This is a genomic window from Bdellovibrio sp. HCB2-146, assembly GCF_047345725.1.
Taxonomy (GTDB): domain Bacteria; phylum Bdellovibrionota; class Bdellovibrionia; order Bdellovibrionales; family Bdellovibrionaceae; genus Bdellovibrio.
On record NZ_JBLEQP010000001.1, the window covers coordinates 1,450,003 to 1,471,661 of the forward strand.

Annotated in this window: 24 protein-coding genes; 13 read left to right on the forward strand and 11 right to left on the reverse strand. The window is 44.0% G+C overall.

All coding sequences use genetic code 11. The features are described from left to right. Nucleotides 1–75: 75 nt before the first annotated feature. From ACLWOR_RS07095 to ACLWOR_RS07115, 5 genes are read left to right on the forward strand one after another with little or no spacing between them, the layout of a single operon-like run. Nucleotides 76–756, forward strand: coding sequence for a tetratricopeptide repeat protein (locus ACLWOR_RS07095; RefSeq protein WP_413940003.1), 681 nt, complete (start codon nucleotides 76–78; stop codon nucleotides 754–756). Next, nucleotides 753–989, forward strand: coding sequence for an AtpZ/AtpI family protein (locus tag ACLWOR_RS07100; RefSeq protein WP_413940004.1), 237 nt, complete (start codon nucleotides 753–755; stop codon nucleotides 987–989). The genes ACLWOR_RS07095 and ACLWOR_RS07100 overlap by 4 nt, the downstream gene beginning before the upstream one ends. Beyond that, nucleotides 986–1,342, forward strand: a complete 357-nt coding sequence (locus ACLWOR_RS07105; protein ID WP_413940005.1) for a hypothetical protein — start codon at nucleotides 986–988, stop codon at nucleotides 1,340–1,342. Before ACLWOR_RS07100 ends, ACLWOR_RS07105 begins: the two co-directional genes overlap by 4 nt. Then, nucleotides 1,332–2,021, forward strand: coding sequence for a F0F1 ATP synthase subunit A (gene atpB, locus ACLWOR_RS07110; protein WP_413940006.1), 690 nt, complete (start codon nucleotides 1,332–1,334; stop codon nucleotides 2,019–2,021). The genes ACLWOR_RS07105 and atpB overlap by 11 nt, the downstream gene beginning before the upstream one ends. 39 nt (nucleotides 2,022–2,060) lie before the next feature. Beyond that, the gene (locus ACLWOR_RS07115; protein WP_413940007.1) at nucleotides 2,061–2,378 is read left to right on the forward strand and encodes an ATP synthase F0 subunit C; all 318 of its coding nucleotides are present in this window, start codon (nucleotides 2,061–2,063) and stop codon (nucleotides 2,376–2,378) included. Nucleotides 2,379–2,463: 85 nt separating this feature from the next. On the opposite strand, the gene ACLWOR_RS07120 is transcribed toward ACLWOR_RS07115, so the two are convergent. The 9 genes from ACLWOR_RS07120 to ACLWOR_RS07160 all read right to left on the reverse strand — a co-directional run bounded on the left by ACLWOR_RS07120 (nucleotide 2,464) and on the right by ACLWOR_RS07160 (nucleotide 11,841). Further along, nucleotides 2,464–4,122 (reverse strand): methyl-accepting chemotaxis protein, encoded by a 1,659-nt coding sequence (locus ACLWOR_RS07120; protein WP_413940008.1) that lies wholly within the window; start codon nucleotides 4,120–4,122, stop codon nucleotides 2,464–2,466. Between the two features lie 163 nt (nucleotides 4,123–4,285). Continuing rightward, complete coding sequence (locus tag ACLWOR_RS07125) at nucleotides 4,286–5,656, reverse strand: phosphomannomutase/phosphoglucomutase (RefSeq protein ID WP_413940009.1); 1,371 nt, start codon at nucleotides 5,654–5,656, stop codon at nucleotides 4,286–4,288. Nucleotides 5,657–5,697: 41 nt separating this feature from the next. Further along, nucleotides 5,698–6,657 carry a 4-hydroxythreonine-4-phosphate dehydrogenase PdxA gene (locus tag ACLWOR_RS07130; RefSeq protein WP_413940010.1) on the reverse strand — a complete coding sequence of 320 codons (960 nt, stop codon included), beginning with the start codon at nucleotides 6,655–6,657 and terminating at the stop codon, nucleotides 5,698–5,700. Beyond that, nucleotides 6,650–7,597 carry a peptidylprolyl isomerase gene (locus tag ACLWOR_RS07135; RefSeq protein ID WP_413940011.1) on the reverse strand — a complete coding sequence of 316 codons (948 nt, stop codon included), beginning with the start codon at nucleotides 7,595–7,597 and terminating at the stop codon, nucleotides 6,650–6,652. The genes ACLWOR_RS07130 and ACLWOR_RS07135 overlap by 8 nt, the downstream gene beginning before the upstream one ends. After that, nucleotides 7,590–8,561, reverse strand: a complete 972-nt coding sequence (locus ACLWOR_RS07140; protein WP_413940012.1) for a peptidyl-prolyl cis-trans isomerase — start codon at nucleotides 8,559–8,561, stop codon at nucleotides 7,590–7,592. Before ACLWOR_RS07140 ends, ACLWOR_RS07135 begins: the two co-directional genes overlap by 8 nt. Before the next feature lie 12 nt (nucleotides 8,562–8,573). Further along, a complete protein-coding gene (locus ACLWOR_RS07145; RefSeq protein ID WP_413940013.1) occupies nucleotides 8,574–9,380 on the reverse strand; it encodes a peptidylprolyl isomerase in 807 nt (268 codons plus the stop codon). A 53-nt stretch (nucleotides 9,381–9,433) separates the two neighbouring features. After that, the gene (locus ACLWOR_RS07150; protein ID WP_413940014.1) at nucleotides 9,434–10,057 is read right to left on the reverse strand and encodes a lysophospholipid acyltransferase family protein; all 624 of its coding nucleotides are present in this window, start codon (nucleotides 10,055–10,057) and stop codon (nucleotides 9,434–9,436) included. A gap of 32 nt (nucleotides 10,058–10,089) precedes the next feature. Beyond that, nucleotides 10,090–11,058: an electron transfer flavoprotein subunit alpha/FixB family protein gene (locus tag ACLWOR_RS07155; protein WP_413940015.1), complete on the reverse strand. Its 969-nt coding sequence runs from the start codon at nucleotides 11,056–11,058 to the stop codon at nucleotides 10,090–10,092. Nucleotides 11,059–11,067: 9 nt separating this feature from the next. After that, on the reverse strand, nucleotides 11,068–11,841 hold the full coding sequence (locus tag ACLWOR_RS07160) for an electron transfer flavoprotein subunit beta/FixA family protein (RefSeq protein WP_413940016.1): 774 nt from the start codon (nucleotides 11,839–11,841) through the stop codon (nucleotides 11,068–11,070). A gap of 180 nt (nucleotides 11,842–12,021) precedes the next feature. Here ACLWOR_RS07160 and ACLWOR_RS07165 point away from each other — a divergent pair, with 180 nt between their 5' ends. The 5 genes from ACLWOR_RS07165 (at nucleotide 12,022) to ACLWOR_RS07185 (ending at nucleotide 17,976) form a co-directional block, all read left to right on the forward strand. Then, nucleotides 12,022–12,684 (forward strand): succinate dehydrogenase cytochrome b subunit, encoded by a 663-nt coding sequence (locus tag ACLWOR_RS07165; RefSeq protein ID WP_413940017.1) that lies wholly within the window; start codon nucleotides 12,022–12,024, stop codon nucleotides 12,682–12,684. Nucleotides 12,685–12,696: 12 nt separating this feature from the next. Beyond that, the gene (locus ACLWOR_RS07170) at nucleotides 12,697–14,613 is read left to right on the forward strand and encodes a fumarate reductase/succinate dehydrogenase flavoprotein subunit (RefSeq protein WP_413940018.1); all 1,917 of its coding nucleotides are present in this window, start codon (nucleotides 12,697–12,699) and stop codon (nucleotides 14,611–14,613) included. A gap of 10 nt (nucleotides 14,614–14,623) precedes the next feature. Beyond that, nucleotides 14,624–15,412 carry a succinate dehydrogenase/fumarate reductase iron-sulfur subunit gene (locus ACLWOR_RS07175; RefSeq protein WP_413940019.1) on the forward strand — a complete coding sequence of 263 codons (789 nt, stop codon included), beginning with the start codon at nucleotides 14,624–14,626 and terminating at the stop codon, nucleotides 15,410–15,412. Nucleotides 15,413–15,885: 473 nt separating this feature from the next. Continuing rightward, the gene (locus ACLWOR_RS07180) at nucleotides 15,886–16,137 is read left to right on the forward strand and encodes a hypothetical protein (protein ID WP_413940020.1); all 252 of its coding nucleotides are present in this window, start codon (nucleotides 15,886–15,888) and stop codon (nucleotides 16,135–16,137) included. A 195-nt stretch (nucleotides 16,138–16,332) separates the two neighbouring features. Beyond that, nucleotides 16,333–17,976, forward strand: coding sequence for a S8 family serine peptidase (locus ACLWOR_RS07185; protein WP_413940021.1), 1,644 nt, complete (start codon nucleotides 16,333–16,335; stop codon nucleotides 17,974–17,976). Nucleotides 17,977–18,052: 76 nt separating this feature from the next. Here ACLWOR_RS07185 and ACLWOR_RS07190 read toward each other — a convergent pair whose 3' ends face one another. After that, the gene (locus ACLWOR_RS07190) at nucleotides 18,053–18,925 is read right to left on the reverse strand and encodes an alpha/beta fold hydrolase (protein ID WP_413940022.1); all 873 of its coding nucleotides are present in this window, start codon (nucleotides 18,923–18,925) and stop codon (nucleotides 18,053–18,055) included. Nucleotides 18,926–18,957: 32 nt separating this feature from the next. Continuing rightward, nucleotides 18,958–19,647, reverse strand: a complete 690-nt coding sequence (locus ACLWOR_RS07195) for an FHA domain-containing protein (RefSeq protein ID WP_413940023.1) — start codon at nucleotides 19,645–19,647, stop codon at nucleotides 18,958–18,960. Between the two features lie 149 nt (nucleotides 19,648–19,796). Between ACLWOR_RS07195 and rpsF the strand changes: the two genes are divergently transcribed. The 3 genes from rpsF to rplI are packed head-to-tail and all read left to right on the forward strand — an operon-like array spanning nucleotide 19,797 to nucleotide 21,608. Continuing rightward, entirely contained in the window at nucleotides 19,797–20,240 is a 444-nt protein-coding gene (gene rpsF, locus ACLWOR_RS07200; RefSeq protein ID WP_413940024.1) for a 30S ribosomal protein S6, read from the forward strand. A gap of 21 nt (nucleotides 20,241–20,261) precedes the next feature. Beyond that, complete coding sequence (locus ACLWOR_RS07205; protein WP_413940025.1) at nucleotides 20,262–21,152, forward strand: DUF2232 domain-containing protein; 891 nt, start codon at nucleotides 20,262–20,264, stop codon at nucleotides 21,150–21,152. Nucleotides 21,153–21,164: 12 nt separating this feature from the next. Next, nucleotides 21,165–21,608, forward strand: a complete 444-nt coding sequence (gene rplI / locus ACLWOR_RS07210) for a 50S ribosomal protein L9 (RefSeq protein ID WP_413940026.1) — start codon at nucleotides 21,165–21,167, stop codon at nucleotides 21,606–21,608. The last annotated feature ends 51 nt before the right edge of the window (nucleotides 21,609–21,659 follow it).

A 21,659-nucleotide genomic window follows, 5' to 3' on the forward strand; every position in this document is an offset into this window, starting at 1 on the left:
GGCTGCTCCTCACAGGAGCAGTCCGACTATAAAAAAGCCCAAAAAGAAATCTCGCAGGGTCACTTTCGAATAGCGATGAGCTATTTGGATCGAGTTATCAAGCGTAATTCCCCTAACGAATATCCTCTGGAAGCAGCTCGCGAAGCGGCGCGAATCTCGTTTTTTGAAATTAAGGATTTTCCTAAAGCCATTGAGTACCATCGCTTTATTGTTTTGAATTCTACTAATGATAAAGAGCGTTTACAGGCTCAGAAAGAAATCGCAGATATCTATTTTAATAACCTCCAAAACTATCAAATGGCGGTTATTGAATACAGTAAGCTGCAACAAATGCCTCATTCGGACGCTGAAGAAGCGCAATACAAAATGAATGTGGCTCGTGCTCAGTACTACCAAAACAATTTCTTTCAGGCCGAGTCTGAAATCGATTCTCTTTTAAAATTGAAAAGCGAAGACACCACCCGCTTTAGTGCTTTGATGCTAAAAGGGAATATTCTGGTTGGAAAAAAAGAGTTCGTAAAGGCAGCTGAAATATTCAAAAGCCTCATCCAAGAATTTCCTGAAAAAGCCATTCAAGAAAATGTCGCGCTGACCCTCGCTGTCTGTTATGAAGAGAATAATGATTTTAAGAGTGCAATTCGGATTCTAGAAGAGCACAAGAATCACTACAAGCCGCCAGAGTATATCGAACTTCGTATTAAGCGTCTTCAAGAGCGCATGCGAAATGCTCCGGGAGCGAAGGGCTTTAGAAAATGATGAAGCGATATATAATTTTTGCATCCATCGGCTTTGAACTTGTCGGATTGATCATAGGATGTTTTTACCTGGGTCAATATATTGATGAGAAATACCAAACCAAGGGCCTCGCTTTTGTGGGCCTAAGCGTGGCGTGCCTCATTGGATGGCTGGTTCGGGTGATTTGGATGCTCCAACGCATCAATAAAGAAGACGAAGCGGCTGAGAAATCGAATAAAACAAAGCCTGAATGAAATTGATCATTATTTTCCAAGCTCTCTTCACGATTCTTGGAAGCCTCCTTTTAGCTCATTTTGCTGCACTGCCGCAGGCGCTTTCCTATGCTGCGGGTTCTGGTTTGATCTTTTTGACCTTTGTTCTTCTTGCTTGGGGCTGGAGTCTTATCTTTAGTAAGAAAATGATTGCCCTCGCCATAGGGATCATTGTATTTAAGTACGCGATTTTAGGGATCATTATTTATACTCTTGTGAAGCTTTCGTGGTTCACGCCGCTTTGGTTCGCACTGGGTGTAGCAAGCTTCGCCATCTCAGCTTTGATCTATGCAATCAGAGAAGGCTTAAAAGAAGGAAACGACAATGTCATTTAATTGGACACAACTCATTCCTGGTGTTGGTCACGAATACGCTCACGTTGCAACTCTTGGTATCGCAACAGCAGCAAGCATTGGTCTTGGAGTAGCAGCTCGCGCTTCTCTTGGTAAAGGTGAAGTTGCAGTTCTTCCTGCAGATAAATTCTCTCTTCGTGGCGTGATGGAAATGCTCACTGAAATGGTGTCGGGACTTGCTGACATGGTTATCGGTGAACACGGAAAACACTATGTACCGTTCTTCACTTCAGTTTTCTTCTTCGTCGTATTCAACAACTTGTTGGGTATGATCCCAGGTATGACTCCTGCGACTGAAAACATCAATACTACTTTCGGTTTCGGTATTTTGATGTTCTTGTTCTATAACTTCCAAGGTGTGAAAGAGAACGGCATCTTCGCTTATCTTAAACACTTCATGGGTCCGGTTATTTTCCTAGCTCCTTTGATGTTCGTGATCGAACTTGTTTCACACATGGTTCGTCCTTTCTCATTGGGTCTTCGTCTTGCGAACGTTATGATGGGTGACCACACAGTATTGTCTGTGTTCCTTGATCTCGTTCCAATCGGTGTACCAATTCCATTCTACATGATGGGATTGTTCGTATGCTTTGTTCAGGCTTTTGTATTTACTTTGCTTTCAATGGTTTACGTAGCATTCGCGATTGCACACGACCACTAAGAAGCAAATTACTAACCACACTTATTCGAGGAGAATAAAATGAAACAAATGATCGTTGCTGCTATCGCTATGTTGGCTACTTCTGCTGCTTTCGCTCAAGAAGCTGCTACAACTGCTACTGAAACTGTAGTTGCTAACTCTGACAAAGGCATGGTTGCTATCGCTGCAGCTCTTGCTATCGCTATCTCTGTTCTTGGTGGCGCTTTGGCACAAGGTAAAACTGCTGCTACAGCTCTTGATGGTATCGCTCGTAACCCAGCGGCTTCTGGTAAACTTTTGATCCCAATGATCTTGGGTCTAGCTCTTATTGAGTCTCTAGTTATCTACGCGTTGATCATCGCTTTGAAACTTTCTTAATCGCACGCGCTTTCAAGCGCCGTGAGTAATAAGAATAAAAAAGGCTGGGTTTTCCCAGCCTTTTCTTTTTTCAGGCTTCAATTTTTTAGAAGCCGTCTGTTGTTCCTACTTTTGCTCTTGGCTCATCATCAAACGGAATCACATCAGAGGCGGCACTTGGCGCCTGAGTTCTTGAAGGCGGTTTGAATTCAATCACCTTCGCCTTTGGTTCTTTGTCTTTCGGTTTCGCTAATGCCGGAGCTTTCTTGTTCTTAGTTGCTGATGGTGCTGATTCTTTAGCTGCCGTTGTGGATGAGCCCGTGACAAACGCATTGAGATCTCCAACCATCATCTGCATTTGATTGGATTGAGATGCGATCTCTTCCGCTGTAGATGCTATTTCTTCGGATGAGGCCGCATTTGATTGAGAACTTTGATCAAGCTGATTCATGGCCTTGTTGATCTGTTGAATACCAGTTGTCTGCTCAGAACTTGCCGCGGAAATTTCGTTATTCAAATCAGCAACCTTCTTAATCGAAGTCACGATGTTATTAAGAACATCTCCTGATTTGTCGGCAATGGCCGTTCCGTTTTCAATTTTTTCAACTGAGTCTTTAATCAGACTTGTGATGTCTTTCGCTGCAGCTGCCGATCTTTGCGCAAGGGAGCGCACAGCCTCAGCAACAACTGCAAAACCTTTTCCTTGCTCACCTGCCCGAGCCGCTTCAACTGCTGCATTCAATGCTAAAAGATTTGTTTGGAAGGCAATATCGTCAATAACGTTAATGATCTCTTCGATCTTACGAGAAGACTGAGAAATATCATGCATTGAGGCCACGAGATTTTTAATTTCTCTTTCCCCGTCTTCAGCAGCACCACGTGAAGTCTGTGAAAGGCTTGCCGCCTGTTTCGCATTATCGGAATTCATTTTCACCATGGAAGTCATCTCTTCCAGAGAAGCTACGGTTTCTTCAAGTGAAGCCGCCGCTGATGTCGATGATTGAGAAAGACCTTGTCCTGCTGTAGAAAGTTGTTCGATAGCTTGATTTACTTGTTGGCCAGCATCTGAAAGTCTACTGACGACATTGCTTACTGTACGACTTAAACCTTGGCCGATATACATTAAGATCGCAACGACAACGAATCCGGCACCGCCGCCAATAGCAGCTAGCATAATAAATGCCTTTTTAGATTCTGCTTGTTGAGTCGTATTCTTGTTGGCCGCGATTTTTTCGTAAAATCCGACGATCTCGCCAATAGACTTCTTAATCTCTGTTGAGTGTTTCAGGTAAATACCTTCAGTCATATCCGCACGTGCTTTTTCAAGTTCAGTAGGGTTACCGACGGCGATGACTTCGATAAAGCCTTCGACCTCTTTAATATATTCAGCCTGAATATTTTTAACCGGTTGATACATTTCAGCTTCACCCGGCTGAAAGGATGCAGCTTCATACTCTTTTATAGCCTCTTTAAATTCACCGACGGCAACACGAGCTTTAGAGACATAACTTTCGCGATGTTTTGGAACATCTTTATTTGCTAAGGCACCCCAGAGATACTGTCCGATACGGGCGCGACTTCCTTCTATATCTCCCAAACCTTTCATGTTTGGAATGACATTGACGTAAGCGTCGTTCAGCATAAAGCCCATAGAACTCAGACTTCCAAAGGCAACATATCCAACCGCTGCAAATCCCGCTAACGGGATGATCGCTGAAACAAAAAGTTTTCCTTTGATACTTTTAAACCAAGAACCAGATGCCATGTGCTCAACCCTTTTTTTATTTTGTGGACTGAGCGATTCTTCGGAAATTTTGGAGGGATTCTCAAGGGTGTTTGAACGCTAAAAAAGGAAGACACGCCTAGATTTGAGATTCCAACAAAGTCTCATAAATGGCGTGTCTCAAAAGTAACTGATATTCCGAGTTTTATAGATATTTATTTACAATCGCTTCAACACGGTTGCGAATTCGATCAAGCCCCGCTTGAGACGTAGATTCATAACGAACAACTACAACAGGCTGCGTGTTTGAAGAGCGGCAAAGCGCCCAACCATCTGCAAAGCTCAAACGAATTCCATCTGTGAAATCCACTTTGTAGTCGGCATCTGGCTTACTTGGGAAAGCTTCGATCATTTTTTCAACGATCAAAACTTTTTTCTCTTCAGTCGTGTCGATACGAATTTCTGGTGTGTTGAATGAAGGAGGTAGACCTTCAAGCAACTGCGGAATTGTTTTTCCAGTTTGCGCCAAGATTTCAACCAAGCGAAGAGCCGCGTAAGGAGCGTCATCGTAGCCGTAGTTGCGATCCGCAAAGAAGATGTGGCCAGACATTTCGCCACCGAACGGAGCTTTTTCAACTTTGATTTTTTCTTTCACCAAAGAGTGACCCGTTTTCCACATGATCGGAGTGCCACCGTGTTTTGCAACGTCTTGGTACAAACGATCAGAGCATTTTACATCACCGATGATCTTCGCACCTTTTTGTTTTTCAAGAATTGCGCGGGAGATGATCACCATCAATTCATCGCCGTACACCATGCGACCGGTGTGATCAACAACACCGATACGGTCGGCGTCGCCATCAAATCCAATACCACAAACTGCACCTTCTTTAAGAACTTGCGCTTTAAGGTCGACAAGATTTTCCTCAACAGTTGGATCTGGATGATGATTTGGGAACGTGCCATCTGGTTGTTCAAACATAATAGTGGGCTCTAGTCCGACAGCTTTAAATAGGCCGCGCACCACAGAACCACCAGCGCCGTTACCACAATCCAGAACAACTTTTACATTTTTGATTGTTCCGAATTCTTTATGGTAGCGCTCATAGTACATAGGCTTAATGTCGAAGTGTTCTTCCGAACCTTGACCGTTGATGTACTCATTTTTTTCCATGATGATACGAAGCTTTTGAATTTCCGCACCAAAGATTGTGCCTTTACCAACAGAAATTTTGAAGCCGTTGTACTCAGGAGGATTGTGCGAGCCTGTTACTTGAACCGCGCCATCAACACCCTTCAATTCAAAAGTTGAAAAGTAACAGACAGGAGTCGTGACAAGACCCAAGTGAATGACTTTAGCACCTGATTCCATCAAACCCTTTGCAAGATTCTTGATGATTGAAGGAGAACTTTCACGCGCATCGCAACCAAGGGCAACAGTTGGATTTGAAATACCCTTTTCGTTTTTCATATACACAACATAAGCGCGACCTAAAAGATAAGCGAAATGATCATCGAATTGACCATTGTAAACGCCGCGAATGTCGTACTCTCTAAAAATGACTGGTTGGAACATATAACACCTCAATTAATTCAGACATTTAGGAATATAATTACTTAGGCTTTGAGTCGAGCGAATTTTACCGCCCAGCGAACGGCATCAATCATAGAGTGAGGATTGGCCTTATTCTGGCCAAAAATATCTTTCGCAGTTCCGTGGTCGACACTCGTGCGAATAAAAGGAATTCCGAGGGTCATATGGACACCGCTGTCCTGACCATGAGTCATTTTAAAAGGAATAAGTCCCTGATCGTGATAAAGCGCTACATAGACGGAATATTTCTTCCAATTTTGTGGGAAAAAAGCCGCATCGGGAACGAGCGGTCCCTCAAGCGGAATATTCTTTTCTTTAGCCCACGCAGGAAGTTCCGGAAACATCAATAACTCTTCCTGACCAATCATCCCCTGTTCGCCAGCATGTGGATTGAGGCCAAGAACACCAATTGGCTTTTTCTTGTAAGCCGCGGGAAGTTGTTGGCGCAGATAATCTGCATGTGAAATGGCATCCGTCAAAGTACTAAAGCTCAGATGTTTTGAAACCTGAGAAATCGGCACATGGCCTGTTGCAAGGACGACAGAAAACTTATCGCCGATAAAGCCCATATGAACTTTTTTAGTGCGCGAAATTCGTTTTAAAATATCCGTGTGACCGAGATCTTTAAAGCCGGCTTCTTTGATGCGGGTCTTTGAAAGCGGAGCTGTTGCCATCGCGTGAAGGTGATTCTTCAAACAAGCTTTCGCTGTTTCCTCTACCCAATGTGCTGGAGATAGATCCGAGGCAATATCCACAAGATAATCCCCATCGATCTTCAGAGCCTCGGCCAAATTATCAACAGTGATGCGCTTAAACTTTTTATCAAGCTTGCGAATCTCTTTAGATGCTAAGGTCGTATCTTCCCGCCACAGAAGGAACTGAATTCCTTTTTGTGGACCTAATGCCAACAGCGATTTGATCGTGACCTCAAGTCCGATACCATCGCTGTCACCAGTAGTAAGAGCAATTTTTTTATTACTCATTTACGCGAACAAAAGAGTCGTCTCTTTTGGTTTGTAACCACAATTTCAATTGGCGCTTAAAGCTTTGTTCGAGAAGTTGCGCTTTGATGCGATCTTTTACTTTTTCAAATTTTGGATCCATCGCCATTTTTTTACTTGTGACTTTTACGATGTGATAACCGATGCGAGATTTCACGATCGGTGTTGTTTCACCTACTTTAAGATTAGAAATGGCTTCTTCAATCTCAGGCAAGAATTCACCTGACTTAAAAGTTCCCAGAGATCCGCCGGCTGTGAAGTTTGGATCTTCACTGAATTGTTGCGCTAAAGTTTCAAAACTCTCGCCTTGGCGAAGCTTTCCGAGCGCGAGTTCCGCTCTTTTCACTGCCGCTTCAGCGCCACCTTTTTTCGGACTAAAGAAAATATGCGCAACGCTGAACTCGTCGATTGAAGGACGGCTGTTTGGATTTTGTTTGAGGTATTCATTTAAAGCGTCTTCATCAGAGATGCGAAGCTTCGAAATGATTTCAGAATCCATCAAAGATTGCTTCTCGATTTTTTCTTTCAAAAACGCGCGATATTCTTCTTCAGTAACACCTTGGGATTTGATTGCTTTAATAAGATCAGGTTGGCTTAAGTTATTTCTTTTCGCCATATCGCGAAGTTCAGATTCTACGCGATCGGTTGTCACGGCAAGATTCAAACGCTTTACTTCTGATTCCAAAAGCTTTTCGTTAATCAAATAATCCAACTGAGCTTTGCGATTTCCTTTAAGACTTGATACCGGTTTATCGAACAAAAGAGATTCATCCACCATTCCTGGTTTATCGATTCTTTTTTCAAGAGCTTTGAAGTCCGATTCCAACACCAGTTCAGAATTCACAATAGCCACAGTTTTTTCCACAACGTCGGCGTGGGCTGGGGCCGTTAAAAGCATCAAAGATAAAAGTGTGTTAATCATCATTTCCTCGCGTATCGATTCGGATCGAGTTCATCAAGTCGTAGTCCTTTAGGACTTTACTACTTCTGAGTTGAGCATCAAGCCATGCGACGTATTCTGCCTGCTCGCGTTGTGCGCGAAGGGCTCGAACTATCTGGGGACGAGCCTCTTCGAGGCTTAAAATTGAGGCGGGTGCCTTTTTTTCAACCTTAATCAGATGGATACCAAATGGACTCTTGATTGTTTGTAATTGAGCGCCCGCGCTAAAAAGAGGATCGAAGTAATCCACAGTCCCCTTTTCAATCCATCCAACCACACCACCTGCTTTTCCTTCAGGTGTGATGGAATATTTCTTCGCTAGCTCAGCGAAATCAGCGGTTTTTAGGTTCGCTTTGATGGCATCTGCTTTGGCGGCTTCATCAACGACGATCTGGCGCAGGTAAATACGCTCTTTGCGCTTATAACGGTCTTTATGGTCTTCGTAATAGCGCTTTATTTCTTCTTCGCCCGGAGCTTTGATCTTTTCGTTCAATTTTTTGAAAACTTCTCGTTCGACCAAAACATAACGAAGATCTTCACGCCATTCTGAAAATGATAGATTCTCCTGAGCGAGAACGCGACGGAATGACAGATCATCTGGATAGTTGGCGCGAAGCTTATCAACTTCTTTATCGAGTTCCGACTCCGAAATCACAATGCTTTGGGCGCGGGCCCAATCCAGCGTCAAACTCTTCACCACAAATTCGCGCAATATGTCTTCTTTAATTCGATGAATATTGTTGCTGTCTTTGGCCGCTAGGGCATCAAAGTTTTTAAGTCGACGAGCCAGTGAATTTGCAAATTGTTTCGTGGTGAGGACGTGATCGTTAACCTTTGCAACGGGTTTCGTCGAAACCTTCTGGTAGTTAGAAGGACAACCAGGGAGAACAGACAGGCTTAAAAAAATAAAAAGCCCCGACAGGGCGGGGCTCTTAAAGAATTTCATGAATGCGATTCCTTATTTGATAGCACTCTTATTTTCTTTGATAGAGTACGACTTCTTAAGTTTGTCGAAGTAGTCGTTGAAGATCTGACGTCTTTTTTCGTCAAATACCGCAGCACGAATTTGGCGTTTGTTCGCGTTTTCGTAACTACGACGACCCGTCAACTTTACGATGTGAAAGCCGAATTGAGTTTCGATGAGACCCTTAACCTCACCTACTTTCATGTTCGCGATCGCTTCGTAATATGATGGAACAAGTGTCACACGTGACTGCCAACCGACGTCTCCGCCAGCTTGCTTAGAAAGAGCGTCGTCAGAATAAAGCTTCACGAGCTCTTCAAACGGACGTTTACTTTTATTCACTTCGCTGAGGATTTCAGTTGCACGCTTTTTTGCTTCCGCAATTTGAGCAGCTGTTGCACCTGGCTTGTATTCAATCAAGATATGGCTTGTGCGAAGTTCCGGATTGTTTTTGTACCAAGCTTGCATTTCTTTGTCTGAAACTTGAATTTTTTGGATGCGTGGGCCGATGTCTTTTTCAAGAAGAGCCTTGTACATCTCTTGGCGGAAGCGATCGATCACGATGGGATCTTTATCAAGACCACGTTTGTAAGCTTCTTGTACGCCCACTTCGAAACGAACCAAATCTTCAAGAAACTGATCTCTTGTTGGAGGATTCATTGTTTGGCTTTTTACTTCATTGAATTTCTTAGTGAATTCTTCAGCCGTGATAGTTTCTTTGCCGACTTGGGCAACGACTTCGCCTTTTTGAGCCCAGGCAGACGTCGAGATGAGCAACATGATGCTTAAAACAAATTTCATACTTTAAAAGTCCCTTTTAAAAGTTGAATAAACTCTACCTAAAAACGCTAGCACTAGGCATCATTATCCGCAATGAATTTAAGAGCTTCCTGCCTCGCGCGGTGTAAAAGAGCTTCTAGCTCTAGAGCAAGGTCTGGGTTTCTCGGATCGACTTCTCGAGAGACTGCAGGCATGGGACCTAACCAATAAATCACGACTTTCGCGAATGGTTTTGGCAGAAAAGTTTTATTCCACGAGCGTGGAAAATGAATCGCGCGATCAACCGCTACTCCAACCGCGTAAATCGGAGCATTGACCATACGAGAAAGTTCAAAGACGCCGGGCTTCACTTTGTGTAACGGACCTTTCGGGCCATCAACTGCAAAGCTGCAATTTCCCCCGTCTTTTAGTAAACGCAAAAGACCTTTGAGCGCTTGAACGCCACCACGCGTGGAAGAACCACGACTGGTTTTTGCACCCATCCACTTCAACACTTTCGCCATCAACTCACCGTCTTTGGATTGTGAAGCAATTGTGGCAATTCGATAGCGCTTAACGATTGAAATCAACGCCAGTTCATCACCATGAAAATGAGCAAGAACAACCGGAGTTTTATTGTCGAGAGAAGTTTGAAGGGAATCAGGTTCGATAAGCCGAACCCTCCACGTCCACGAGAGGGTTCGGTAGAAAACAAACACAATAATCGGTAGGATGTATTTCCTGAACACGATTAGTGGTGAAGAGCCTTTTTAAACTCTTCAGTCAATTTAGGTACGATTTCAAGAGCATCACCGACGATACCGTAAGTTGCTTTTTGGAAGATTGGAGCGTTCGGGTCACTGTTGATAGCAACAATAACTTTAGAACCGCTCATACCAGCCAAATGTTGAATCGCGCCAGAGATACCAACAGCGATGTACAAAGAAGGAGCCACTGTTTTACCAGTTTGACCAACTTGCATACCGTGTCCGACCCAACCAGCATCAACAACGGCACGTGAAGCACCTACTGTTGCACCCAAAACGTCAGCAAGGTCATTCAAGACTTTGAAGTTCGCAGCTTCTTTCAAACCACGACCACCACTCACGATGATGTTTGCTTCCGTTAAATCCAATTTCTCAGATGTGCCTTTAACGATTTCTTTCAAAAGCGTTTTCAAATCAGGTTTGATTACCGCGTGTTCTGTGACTGCTGCTGTTTTTGAAGTGTCAGCTGCTGCAACTGGAAGTTGATTTGCACGCATCAAAACGATCTTCATAGAAGTGTTTTGGAAGTTTACGTTTGCAAAGCATTTTCCAGAGTACATTGGTTTAGATGCCGTTACTGTGTCGCCAGAGATATTCAAAGTCACACAGTCACTTGCGATACCCGCACCTAATTTAGCTGCAATTCTTGGGAAAAGATCTTTGCCAGTCGAAGAAGCTGACGCCAACACGATTGCTGGTTGTACTTTTTCAATAACAGCCGCCACGTTTGCAGTGAAAGCTTCGGGATTGTATCCATCCAAAGAGGCATCTTTAATCACGTGTACTTCAGAAGCACCGTTTTGCGCTGCTGCCGTCGTCACATCACCTGCGTGAGAGCCAACAACAAGAGCTGCAACAGTTCCGCCAGATTTAGCGGCTGCTTGAAGAAGTTCGATCGAGCTGCGCTTAAGAGCGCCATTTGATTGTTCAGCAAATACTAGAATTTTAGCCATGTCGATCTCCTACAGAACTTTCGCTTCGTCGCGAAGAAGTTTAACTAGCTCAGATGCTTGCGCACCCGCATCGCCCGAAATCATTTTTACAGCTGGTTTTTCTGGAGGAAGAGCAAATCCTGTGTACTTAACTTTGATGTCAGTTGCAGGAATATTCAAAGAAGCAAATTCGATTTCTTTGATCACTTTTTTCTTTGCCTTCATGATACCAGGAAGACTTGCATAGCGAGGCATGTTCAAACCTTTATCAGCAGCCACAACTGCTGGTGCCATCATCTGCAATACTTCTTTCGCACCACCCTCGATGTTGCGTTCAACTGTTACGTTCTCTCCGCCGAAAGCGAATTTAGAAACCACAGTTGCGTGAGGGATAGACAAGAATTCAGCAACCATTTGACTTGTTGAAGACGCGTTGTCGTCAATTGCCAATTTTCCAGTGAAGATAACTTTTGCGCCACCTTCAGCTTTGATAACTTCAGCCAATGCTTTTGCAGTGGAATAGTTGTCGAGGTTTTCACCGTTTACCACGATGGCTTCATCAGCACCCATTGCTAGAGCCGTACGCAAAGACTCAACAACACGAGCCTTCGGACCCACACTCAAAACCCAAACTTGGCTACCTGGATTTGCATCGCGAAGCTTATTTGCTTCTTCTACGGCATACTCATCGTATGGGTTCATAACCCATTTAATTCCAGCCGTATCGATGTTCGTCTGGTCAGCGGAGATTTTAATCTTTGTTTCGGTGTCAGGCACCTGCTTGATACACACAAAAATCTTCATATTCTAACCCCATTTTGTAAGGGCCCTGTTTTATCGCAAGTATAAGAAAGGCAAAACTAAATTATATATTTAACGTCCTGCGAAACATGATGGGGGTCATGGACAAATTACAGTCGGCGGGAGTAATGTTACTTGTAAACTTATTGAGAAAATACAAAGCAAAACAAGGGGTCCTTTACCATGTCTGGATTTCTCGGTTCTACCGTCGGGAAAAAGTACTTAATGGGTATTTCTGGCCTAGTTTGGGCGGGATTTGTTCTCGCTCACATGGCAGGAAATTTATTAATCTTCGTGAGCCACGATGCCTACAATTCATATGGCCACGCACTTACAAGCGGAAAGCTAATTTATATTGCTGAAGCCGTGCTACTTCTTGCGCTGATTGTGCATGTGTACACTGCGGTTTCATTGACGATTAGCAACCGTGCTGCGAAAGAACAAAAATACGCAGTGGCAGCGAAAGGTGCAAAGCGAGTGAGCCTTGCATCCCGAACAATGGCCGTTCAAGGTTCATTGATTCTTGTTTTTGTGATCTATCATTTGATTACATTCAAATACGGAACTCACTATGAAACGACAGTAAATGGCGTGGTGATGCGTGACCTGGCTCGTTTGATGGAAGAAGTTTTCCAAAGCACGACTTACGTAGTTTGGTATGTGGTCTGCTTGATTCTTCTAGGTTTCCACTTAAGTCACGGAGTTGGTTCAAGCTTCCAATCACTTGGTTTGATGGAAGGCACTTACCGCGGGACTTGGAAAAAACTCAGCTATGCTTACGCTGTGATCGTAGCTTTGGGTTTCATCGCTCAACCTCTTTACCTCTTCTTCTTCGCGACGAACTAAGGGAGTAGGACAATGGCTAATAAACTTGATTCAAAAATTCCAAGCGGCCCAATTGCCGACAAATGGAAAAAAGCAAAATTTGACTACAAACTTGTAAACCCTGCCAACAAACGTAAACACACAGTGATCGTGGTTGGAACTGGTCTTGCGGGCGCATCTGCAGCAGCTTCAATGGGTGAACTTGGTTACAAAGTAAAAGCATTCTGCGTGCATGAGTCTCCTCGCCGTGCCCACTCGGTGGCGGCTCAAGGCGGTATCAATGCTGCGAAAAACTACCAAAACGACGGTGACTCTACTTACCGTCTTTTCTATGACACGGTAAAAGGCGGCGACTTCCGCGCCCGTGAAGCCAACGTTTATCGTTTGGCAGAAGTATCAGCGAACATCATCGACCAAATGGTTGCACAAGGTGTTCCATTCGCACGCGAATATGGTGGAACTTTGGCGAACCGTTCATTTGGTGGTGCGCAAGTTTCCCGTACGTTCTATGCCCGCGGTCAAACAGGTCAACAGCTTCTACTGGGTACTTACTCTGAAATGATGAGACAGGTGGATGCTGGAACAGTGGAGCTTCATTCACGCACAGAGATGCTTGATCTCGTTGTTATCGACGGAAAAGCACGCGGTATCATCGTTAGAAACTTGCTAACTGGCGAAATCGAATCTCACGAAGCCGATGCTGTTGTCATTGCAAGTGGTGGTTATTCAAACGTATTCTTCCTTTCTACAAATGCGATGAACTGTGCAGTAACCGCAGCTTGGAAAGCCCACAAACGTGGCGCTTACTTTGCAAATCCTTGCTACACACAAATCCATCCAACATGCATCCCCGTTCACGGCGAAAACCAATCCAAATTGACTCTGATGTCAGAGTCTCTTCGTAATGACGGTCGCGTATGGGTTCCGAAAACAGCTGGTGATAAACGCCATCCAAATGAGATTCCTGAAAATGAACGCGATTACTATCTCGAGCGCGTGTATCCATCATTTGGTAACTTGGCTCCTCGTGACGTGGCTTCTCGTCAGGCGAAATATCGTTGCGATGAAGGTCGCGGCGTGAATGAAACAGGTAAAGCAGTTTACTTGGATTTTGCCGATGCAATTAAACGTTTGGGCGAAGATAAAATCTCTGAGCGTTACGGGAATCTTTTCCAAATGTACGAAAAAATTGTCGGTCACAATCCGTACAAACAACCGATGATGATCTACCCGGCTCCTCACTACACAATGGGTGGCTTGTGGGTTGACTACAACTTGGAATCAACTATTCCAGGCTTGTTTGTCGCTGGTGAAGCCAACTTCTCTGACCACGGTGCGAACCGTTTGGGTGCGTCTGCATTGATGCAAGGTTTGGCAGATGGTTACTTCGTTCTTCCATACACAATTGGTAACTACTTGGGCGGAACAAAACTTGAGAAAGTCACAACGACGAATGACGCTTTCAAAGCTGCAGAAGCAAGCGTGAAAGAAGAAATCAGCAAGTTGATGAACATCAAAGGCAGCCGCACGGTCGACAGCTTCCATAAAGAGCTTGGCAACGTGATGTGGGAATACTGTGGTATGGGTCGTAACGAAGCTGGTTTGAAAAAAGCTTTGGAAATGATTCCAAAAATCCGCGAAGAATTCTGGCAAAACGTACGTATCCCAGGTGAAACAAACTACCTTAACGTTGAACTTGAAAAAGCGGGCCGCGTAGCTGACTTCTTGGAACTTGGCGAGTTGATGTGTCGTGATGCTCTTGAGCGTAAAGAGTCTTGCGGTGGTCACTATCGTGAAGAATACCAAGTTGAAGGTGAAGCAAAACGTGACGACGAAAACTTCTGTCACGTGGCTGCGTGGGAGTACAATGGCGCTAATAAGCCATCGACTCGTCACAAAGAAGAACTCACTTTTGAAAACGTTCACCTAGCAACTCGTAGTTACAAATAAGAGGCGTAAAATGTCTGGAAAAACGATGAATTTGACTTTGAAAGTTTGGAGACAAAAAGGCCCGAAAGATTCGGGAAAATTTGTTGAGTATCAAGCAAAGAATGTTTCACCTGATGCTTCATTCCTTGAAATGCTTGACGCTGTTAACGAAGAAATCGTTGGCAAGGGTGAAGAACCTATCGCATTTGACCATGACTGCCGTGAAGGTATTTGCGGTGCATGTGGTTTCGTTATCGAGGGTGAAGCCCACGGTCCTTTGAAATCGACAACGATCTGCCAATTGCACATGAGAAACTACCATGACGGTGAAACTTTGACGTTGGAACCTTTCCGCGCAAAAGCTTTCCCAGTGATCAAAGACTTGATGGTGAATAGATCTGCTATGGATCGTATCATCGCGTCTGGTGGTTATATTTCTCAGAATGCGGGTAACCCAGTTGATGCCAACGCGATTCTTATTCCTAAGGCAGATGCTGATGAAGCGATGTCTTCCGCAACTTGTATTCAATGTGGAGCTTGCGTAGCGGCTTGTAAAAATGCTTCAGCGGCACTTTTCACATCAGCGAAAATCTCTCACATGGCTTTGTTGCCTCAAGGTGCGGTTGAACGTAAAGAACGCGCGCTTCGCATGGTAGCAGCAATGGATGCGGAAGGTTTCGGTGCTTGTACAACGACGGGTGCGTGTGAAGCTGCATGTCCTAAAGACATTCAACTTACAAACATCTCTCGTATGAATCGTGAATTTGCAGTGGCGAGCGCAACAAAAAGACCAAAAATCCAAGACGGCGGCGCAGGCTAATTAACCTCTGCCAAAGAATTGAAAAAGGGGCCCAAAATCGGCCCCTCATAATGAAAAAGCGGACCTAAAAGTCCGCTTTTTTGTTTCTATTTGAAATGATTCAAATCGCTTTTAAGCGAAGGCAATATTTTGTAGGACGATAACGCCAATAGCGATGAGAAGAAGTGTGTTTGAATCGATTTGAGACAATTTCATAGGGCCTCCTACCTATCTAAGTAGCAAGTTTGAGACCAAGTTTAGCTCCCATAAACGAACTCATTTGATCCTATCTCGAAGCAATGCGAGTACAAGGAATCTTTTCATGCTAGGGCCGTTAAAACGCTCCTCCGGCAAATAAATTTCACACACCCATTAACCATGAAACTTCGCACCATCAGTCGATAAGTGTGAGAGACATCACCGATTCCACATCACACCGATTTTCTTCTAAAGCTCGCACAACAATAATCCGAAACTAGACTTAAGGTGGGCTTATGAAAAAAGTCGGCAATATCATGCAGGAATTAGGATTTAAAAAAGATGGACCTGACAGCGTGAAAGAAGCCTTTATCAAGCATCTTATCAAAGCATCTACTGGCGTGAATGTGACCACACCAAGTGAAGCCAAAGAAATCAGAGAAAATCCTGACAAAGTCGTGTCGTTTAAAAATGCACCTCAACAACTCAGTTTTGGATTCATTGAAGATGACACACGACCAAAGTCTGGAAAGAAAGCCGTCTCTTAGTTTGAAATTTGTATTTTTCCCTCGACGAAGATCTTGATTGCACTCGACCTAAATCTAAAACTTATGCTTTTTTTGAGTAATTTCAAAAAACGATAACCAGCCCAGACTCCCATTGGTACCATTTTGGAACTGGCGCACGTTAGGCAAATTTTTCCCCGACGTCCGCACATGAAAATCACCAATGAAGGAGATCATATGAAAAGGCTTATTGGAAGAGCCTCCAAAATTTCAATGTTGGGTCTGTTCTTCGCAAGCACTCAAGCGTTTGCGGCAGCACCTGAAGCGGTACCTGGTGAATTCGTAGTAAAACTTAAGCCAACAGTTTCTGCGAAATCTTCTGTGAATACTTTGAGCATGCAGTTGGGTTCTTTTGTGAAGAGCACAATTCCTGGTCAAAACATCGTGGTGATCAAGCGTCCAGTATTTGAATCTGAAAAAGAAGTTTTGAAAACTTTGGCTGAAAACCCTGCTGTTGATATCGTTGAGCCAAACTATATTTATAGAATTAATAAAACTCCGAATGACCCAATGTTTGGTCAATTGTGGGGTATGAGCAATATCGGTCAACAAGACTCGGGACGCCAGGTTGGTATCGCAGGTATCGACATCGGTGCGGAAGCTGCGTGGGATATCACGACAGGTTCGAAAGATGTGATCGTGGCGGTTATCGATACAGGTATCAACTACAACCATCCAGATTTGAAAGACAATCTGTGGATCAACGAAGCAGAAAAAAACGGTCAAGCGGGTGTTGATGACGACGGCAACGGCATCGTTGACGATATCTATGGTGCAAGTTTCGTTGATGCAAACAAACCAACAGGTAATCCACTTGATGACCACGGTCACGGATCACACTGCTCTGGTACAATCGGTGCGACTGGTAACGATGGCAAAGGTATCGTAGGTGTTGCTTGGAATGTTCGCTTGATGGGCGTTAAGTTCTTGGCTGCAAACGGTTCTGGCTCTCTCGAAGGCGCTTTGAAAGCTATCGATTACGCAACTAAAATGGGCGCGCGCGTTCTTTCAAACTCTTGGGGTGGCGGTGGATACTCTGAAACTTTGAAACAAGCGATCGAAAGATCAAACACAGCAGGCGCTCTTTTCGTAGCAGCAGCTGGTAACGAAGCAAACAACAACGATTCGAATCCAACTTACCCAGCAACTTACGACGTTCCTAACGTCATTGCGGTTGCGGCTGTTGATAACCGTGGTCAGTTGGCTTCATTCTCTAACTACGGAAAAACAAAAGTTCACGTGGGTGCTCCTGGTGTGAATATTTATTCATCAGTTAAAGGTTCTGGCTATGATTCATGGTCAGGAACTTCAATGGCTACTCCTCACGTTTCTGGTATGGCGGCACTTCTTGTTGCTAAAGAACCAAACCTTACAAACGTTGAGATGAAAGAAAGAATTGTCTCTACTTCGAAACCAATTCCAGGTCTTCGCGGTAAAGCTCGCGGTGGTTTGGCAAATGCTTATGCAATGTTGACGAATACATTGCCTGCACCAGATCCTAACGATCCAATCAACTGGCAAACTGTTCCATTGAATATTTCTTCTGCGCATCCTTACAAGGAAAACACAAAAGAAGAATATGAAGTGAATGTTCCAGGCGCGAAACAAATCGCAATCTACTTCTCAAAATTCGATACTGAAAGAGAATACGACAAAATCGAATTCTTCGACAGAAGTGGTAAAAAATTGGGCGTGATCAGCGGTCGTAATGATGACAGCTTCACGGTTCCATTTGATGGCGACTATGTGAAACTTGTGTTCACATCTGACGACTCAGTTCAAAGATACGGATTTGATATCACGAAAGCGGCTTGGAGATAGTCCGCAACGAGTGTAATCATAAAAAAGCCCCAGCGGAAAATTGTTGGGGCTTTTCTTTTTCTCAATTCAAAAATATTTATTTAACGTCTTTTAAAAAGTTTTCGATTTTCAGATTTACGTAATCTGGGAAATCAAGCTGCGTGCAATGAGAACCATAGGGCACCAGGACGAATTGGGAGTTTTTAATTTTCTCTTTAAAGTGATGTTGGAATCGCAAAGGCGTGACGAGATCTTTTTCACCTGACAAAATCAAGGCCGGCACTTCGATCTTCTCAAGCACACTCTCCCCGTCATACTTCATCAGCTGCTCAAACAAGCCTAAGAAAATTTCTAAATTCATTCGTGCGACACCACGGGTGTAGACTTCGATATCTTTAAACTGAGTCACTCGTAAATTAAATCCACCAGCGAGAGCGGATAGGTAGATAGCCATCGGATTATCAATCGCCATTTTCCACAGAGTATTCCACAATTCCGGTTGATGTTCGTATTTACTTTTCACGAAATAGAAAAACGGTTCGATCGCATCAAGACCAAACATGCCTTTAATCGGATTGCGAGCAAAGCCGTTGATAAAGGTCATCGACTTTAAAAGTTCGGGATGTTTTTCATAGAGATGCAAAATAATCGGAGCACCAAAGCTGTGTCCCGCAAAGTGCGCCTTTTTGATTTTCAAATGCTTCATTAGGCTTGTGATGTCTTCAACCAGTGAATCCATCGTCAATTCAGATCTGTTGATCACAGGATTGCTGCGATGATGACCGCGTAAATCAAACGCAATGACTTGATAATTTTTAGCGAAGTGTTCGATCTGATGATGCCAGTGATTGATCAGACAAGCGATACCGTACACTAAAACCAAGGGCTCACCTTCACCGCGCACTTCATAATAAATCGGTGTGCCGTCAAAGCTTTCAAATTGGCCTGTGATTTTTGGAGTCGTCTCCATCGTTGTCGTTCTCGCTTCCGAAAAAATCTAAATTAGAGATACGTGACTTTAATGAGCGTATTGCCCAAGGAAATCAAGTCTCCATCTTTAAGTATTTCGGAATTAACACGTTTATTGTTAAGTAGAACGCGACCGGGTTCTTTAATTTTAATTTGCACAGCGCCTAGACCCGGCACGAGTTCAAAGGCTTCCTGAGGTGCATCTTCTTCAAAAAGTTCAATGTCCAAAGAGTCCGCACCCGCTTTTCGCGGCCCGTAACCCAGAACAAGCTCTTCTTCAGTTTGAATACCCTGTATAAAAGTAAGTTTAACCGGCGGGCTAAAAGCTTCAATATTTCCAAGCTGAGGTTTATTAGGGATTTCTTGTGCTCCAAGGTTCGCGCTTACGATGGTGCGCCAAGTCACAAAGCGACTGAAGTCGACGGCCTCTTCTTCTTGGACGGTCACGACTTTAAACTGGGTTCTCCCCACCTCAAAGATAACCCCTGGTAATAACGCGACTTTTTTCACACGACGACCGCTGATATAGATTCCATTTGAGGAGTCTAAGTCGTTCAAAACTAGTTGGTCTTTGCTGTTCAAGCCGAACTTGGCGTGGGTGCTGGAGATCTTCGGATCCTTGATCACAATATCAGCTTTAGAGCGGCCCAGCGTCAGGCCCGCTTCCACTTTAAAGCGCGAACCCTCGTTAGAACCCAGAATAATTTCAATAAAAGTGACCATTTAGATATGTTAGGGCTGGTTTCTTAGGGATTCAATTGCCTATTACTTGAGCTTGGTCCAAAGCCGTGCTACACCCGATAGACCAAATTTTAAAAGTCATCCTTGTTCCCTTCCTCGGGTTGGGGGCTATTAACCGAAAGGATATTCACATGCAAACAACAGTAGCACCTTATGAAGTTGTTGTTCTTGTTCACCCAGATACTTCTCTAGAAGATCAAAAAGAACTTTTCCGCAAAAATAAAGCGACTATCGAAAGCTTTAAAGGAAACGTTCACTCTCTTGAGACTTGGGGTAAAAGAACTCTAGCAACTCCAATTGGTAAACTTAAGAAAGCTATCTACTTCCACGCAACATTCGAAGCAGATACTCAAGCAGTTGCTGAGCTTGAGAGAACTATGCGTATCAACGACAAAGTTCTTCGCTTTATGCACACTCGCCTAGACGAGCGCACTTCATTGGCTAAATTCATGGAAGGCTTCAAAAAAGGTCTTGCTGAATCTGCAGCTCGTGAAAAAGAGCGCGAAGCAAAAATTCAAGCACGTAAAGCGGCTTTCGCAGCTGCAAAAGCTGAACGTGCTGAACGCGGCGAATAGTTTTTAGAAAAGGCGTGAGCCATGCAGAAAAGAGCGTCCCCTCAGAAATTCATCACAATCTCTTCAATCTCGATTTTGTTGTCGATGATGACTGGGATCTTGGGCGCTCCTCTTCTTCGTGTCTTGCGTAAGTCTTACGGTCCTTGGGCTTTTTGGCTTCTTGGACTTGTCGTAACAACAGCCTCTTGGCTGTTGAATGCGCAACCTCTGGCATTCTTTATAGGCTCAATTTGGATGACTTTAGGAGCTTATATGGAAATGGAAACCAAAGGTGTAAGCTGGTGGGTTTCAGGACTCCTGAGCGTTTCGGCAGGATCTGTAGTCGCAGGACTCAGTGCCATCGGAGCTTTCAGAATGAATGGAATTAATACCATCGCTGAAGTGCAGGGCTTGGTTGAAAAGTTCACTTCGAAGGTTCAAGAAATGAATCCCGCAGTGAAACTGGATCCACAAGTTTTGTTGCAGCAAATTCCTTCAGCCATTGTCATCATTCTTATTTTGGCATTGGGTTTGGGATTAATTTTTGAGAGAAGGGTTTTTTCATGGCTCAATATGCCCCGTGAGAAAATTGCCTCTCAGCTCAAGTTGTTAGAATATCGTCTGCCTGATTATTTTATTTGGGTAGCGATGACAGCCTTCCTTCTAACAATGGTGGGTTTTGGCGGTAAGGCCATTGCGATCCTCGCAGTAAATATCGTGAACGTAGCAATCGTTCTCTATTTCTTTCAGGGGTTAGCAGTGTTGGAAGTATTTCTGAATTCGATGCGCGCAGGTGTGTTCACTCGAGTTCTGACGTACATAATCTTGGTCGGACAATTGATGCTTGTTTTGAGTATCGTTGGCTTGATCGATTACTGGGTTGATTTCCGCGGGAGACTTCGTCGTCTCAGATCCGTCGGAACAAACTCATGAAATGGAGATCACATGAAAGTTATTCTACAAAAAGACGTTAAAGATGTAGGTCGTGTAGGTGAGTTGGTGAACGTTTCTGAAGGTTTCGCGAGAAACTTTTTGTTCCCACGCAAACTTGCGGCTGAAGCTACTGAAAAACGCGTAAAAGAATACGAACACTTGAAACGCGTTGCTGAAGCAAAAAAGAAAAAAGCATTGGCAGAACGCCAAGAGCTTTTGAACAAAATCAACGGCACAACTGTGACATTCAAGTTGCCTGCTGGTGAAACTGACAAACTTTTCGGAACTGTTACTACAACTGACATTTCTAAAGAGTTGCAAAAAGTTGGTTTCTCAGTAGACCGCCGCGACATCGTTTTGGAAGAGCCAATCAAAATTTTGGGTCAACACAAAGCGGTAGTACGTTATGCAGAAGGTATGGAAGCGAAAATCCAAATCTCTGTTGAGCGCGCGTAAGCACTCAATTGCATTAGAACAAAATATTTTGTGAAAATGCCGAAAAGGCTC

Coding starts and splice junctions, on each gene's coding strand:
- ACLWOR_RS07095 (WP_413940003.1), top strand. CDS start 76: ATGAGCTATTTGGATCGAGTTATCAAGCGTAATTCCCCTAACGAATAT.
- ACLWOR_RS07100 (WP_413940004.1), top strand. CDS start 753: ATGATGAAGCGATATATAATTTTTGCATCCATCGGCTTTGAACTTGTC.
- ACLWOR_RS07105 (WP_413940005.1), top strand. CDS start 986: ATGAAATTGATCATTATTTTCCAAGCTCTCTTCACGATTCTTGGAAGC.
- atpB (WP_413940006.1), top strand. CDS start 1,332: ATGTCATTTAATTGGACACAACTCATTCCTGGTGTTGGTCACGAATAC.
- ACLWOR_RS07115 (WP_413940007.1), top strand. CDS start 2,061: ATGAAACAAATGATCGTTGCTGCTATCGCTATGTTGGCTACTTCTGCT.
- ACLWOR_RS07120 (WP_413940008.1), bottom strand. CDS start 4,122: ATGGCATCTGGTTCTTGGTTTAAAAGTATCAAAGGAAAACTTTTTGTT.
- ACLWOR_RS07125 (WP_413940009.1), bottom strand. CDS start 5,656: ATGTTCCAACCAGTCATTTTTAGAGAGTACGACATTCGCGGCGTTTAC.
- ACLWOR_RS07130 (WP_413940010.1), bottom strand. CDS start 6,657: ATGAGTAATAAAAAAATTGCTCTTACTACTGGTGACAGCGATGGTATC.
- ACLWOR_RS07135 (WP_413940011.1), bottom strand. CDS start 7,597: ATGATTAACACACTTTTATCTTTGATGCTTTTAACGGCCCCAGCCCAC.
- ACLWOR_RS07140 (WP_413940012.1), bottom strand. CDS start 8,561: ATGAAATTCTTTAAGAGCCCCGCCCTGTCGGGGCTTTTTATTTTTTTA.
- ACLWOR_RS07145 (WP_413940013.1), bottom strand. CDS start 9,380: ATGAAATTTGTTTTAAGCATCATGTTGCTCATCTCGACGTCTGCCTGG.
- ACLWOR_RS07155 (WP_413940015.1), bottom strand. CDS start 11,058: ATGGCTAAAATTCTAGTATTTGCTGAACAATCAAATGGCGCTCTTAAG.
- ACLWOR_RS07160 (WP_413940016.1), bottom strand. CDS start 11,841: ATGAAGATTTTTGTGTGTATCAAGCAGGTGCCTGACACCGAAACAAAG.
- ACLWOR_RS07165 (WP_413940017.1), top strand. CDS start 12,022: ATGTCTGGATTTCTCGGTTCTACCGTCGGGAAAAAGTACTTAATGGGT.
- ACLWOR_RS07170 (WP_413940018.1), top strand. CDS start 12,697: ATGGCTAATAAACTTGATTCAAAAATTCCAAGCGGCCCAATTGCCGAC.
- ACLWOR_RS07175 (WP_413940019.1), top strand. CDS start 14,624: ATGTCTGGAAAAACGATGAATTTGACTTTGAAAGTTTGGAGACAAAAA.
- ACLWOR_RS07180 (WP_413940020.1), top strand. CDS start 15,886: ATGAAAAAAGTCGGCAATATCATGCAGGAATTAGGATTTAAAAAAGAT.
- ACLWOR_RS07185 (WP_413940021.1), top strand. CDS start 16,333: ATGAAAAGGCTTATTGGAAGAGCCTCCAAAATTTCAATGTTGGGTCTG.
- ACLWOR_RS07190 (WP_413940022.1), bottom strand. CDS start 18,925: ATGGAGACGACTCCAAAAATCACAGGCCAATTTGAAAGCTTTGACGGC.
- ACLWOR_RS07195 (WP_413940023.1), bottom strand. CDS start 19,647: ATGGTCACTTTTATTGAAATTATTCTGGGTTCTAACGAGGGTTCGCGC.
- rpsF (WP_413940024.1), top strand. CDS start 19,797: ATGCAAACAACAGTAGCACCTTATGAAGTTGTTGTTCTTGTTCACCCA.
- ACLWOR_RS07205 (WP_413940025.1), top strand. CDS start 20,262: ATGCAGAAAAGAGCGTCCCCTCAGAAATTCATCACAATCTCTTCAATC.
- rplI (WP_413940026.1), top strand. CDS start 21,165: ATGAAAGTTATTCTACAAAAAGACGTTAAAGATGTAGGTCGTGTAGGT.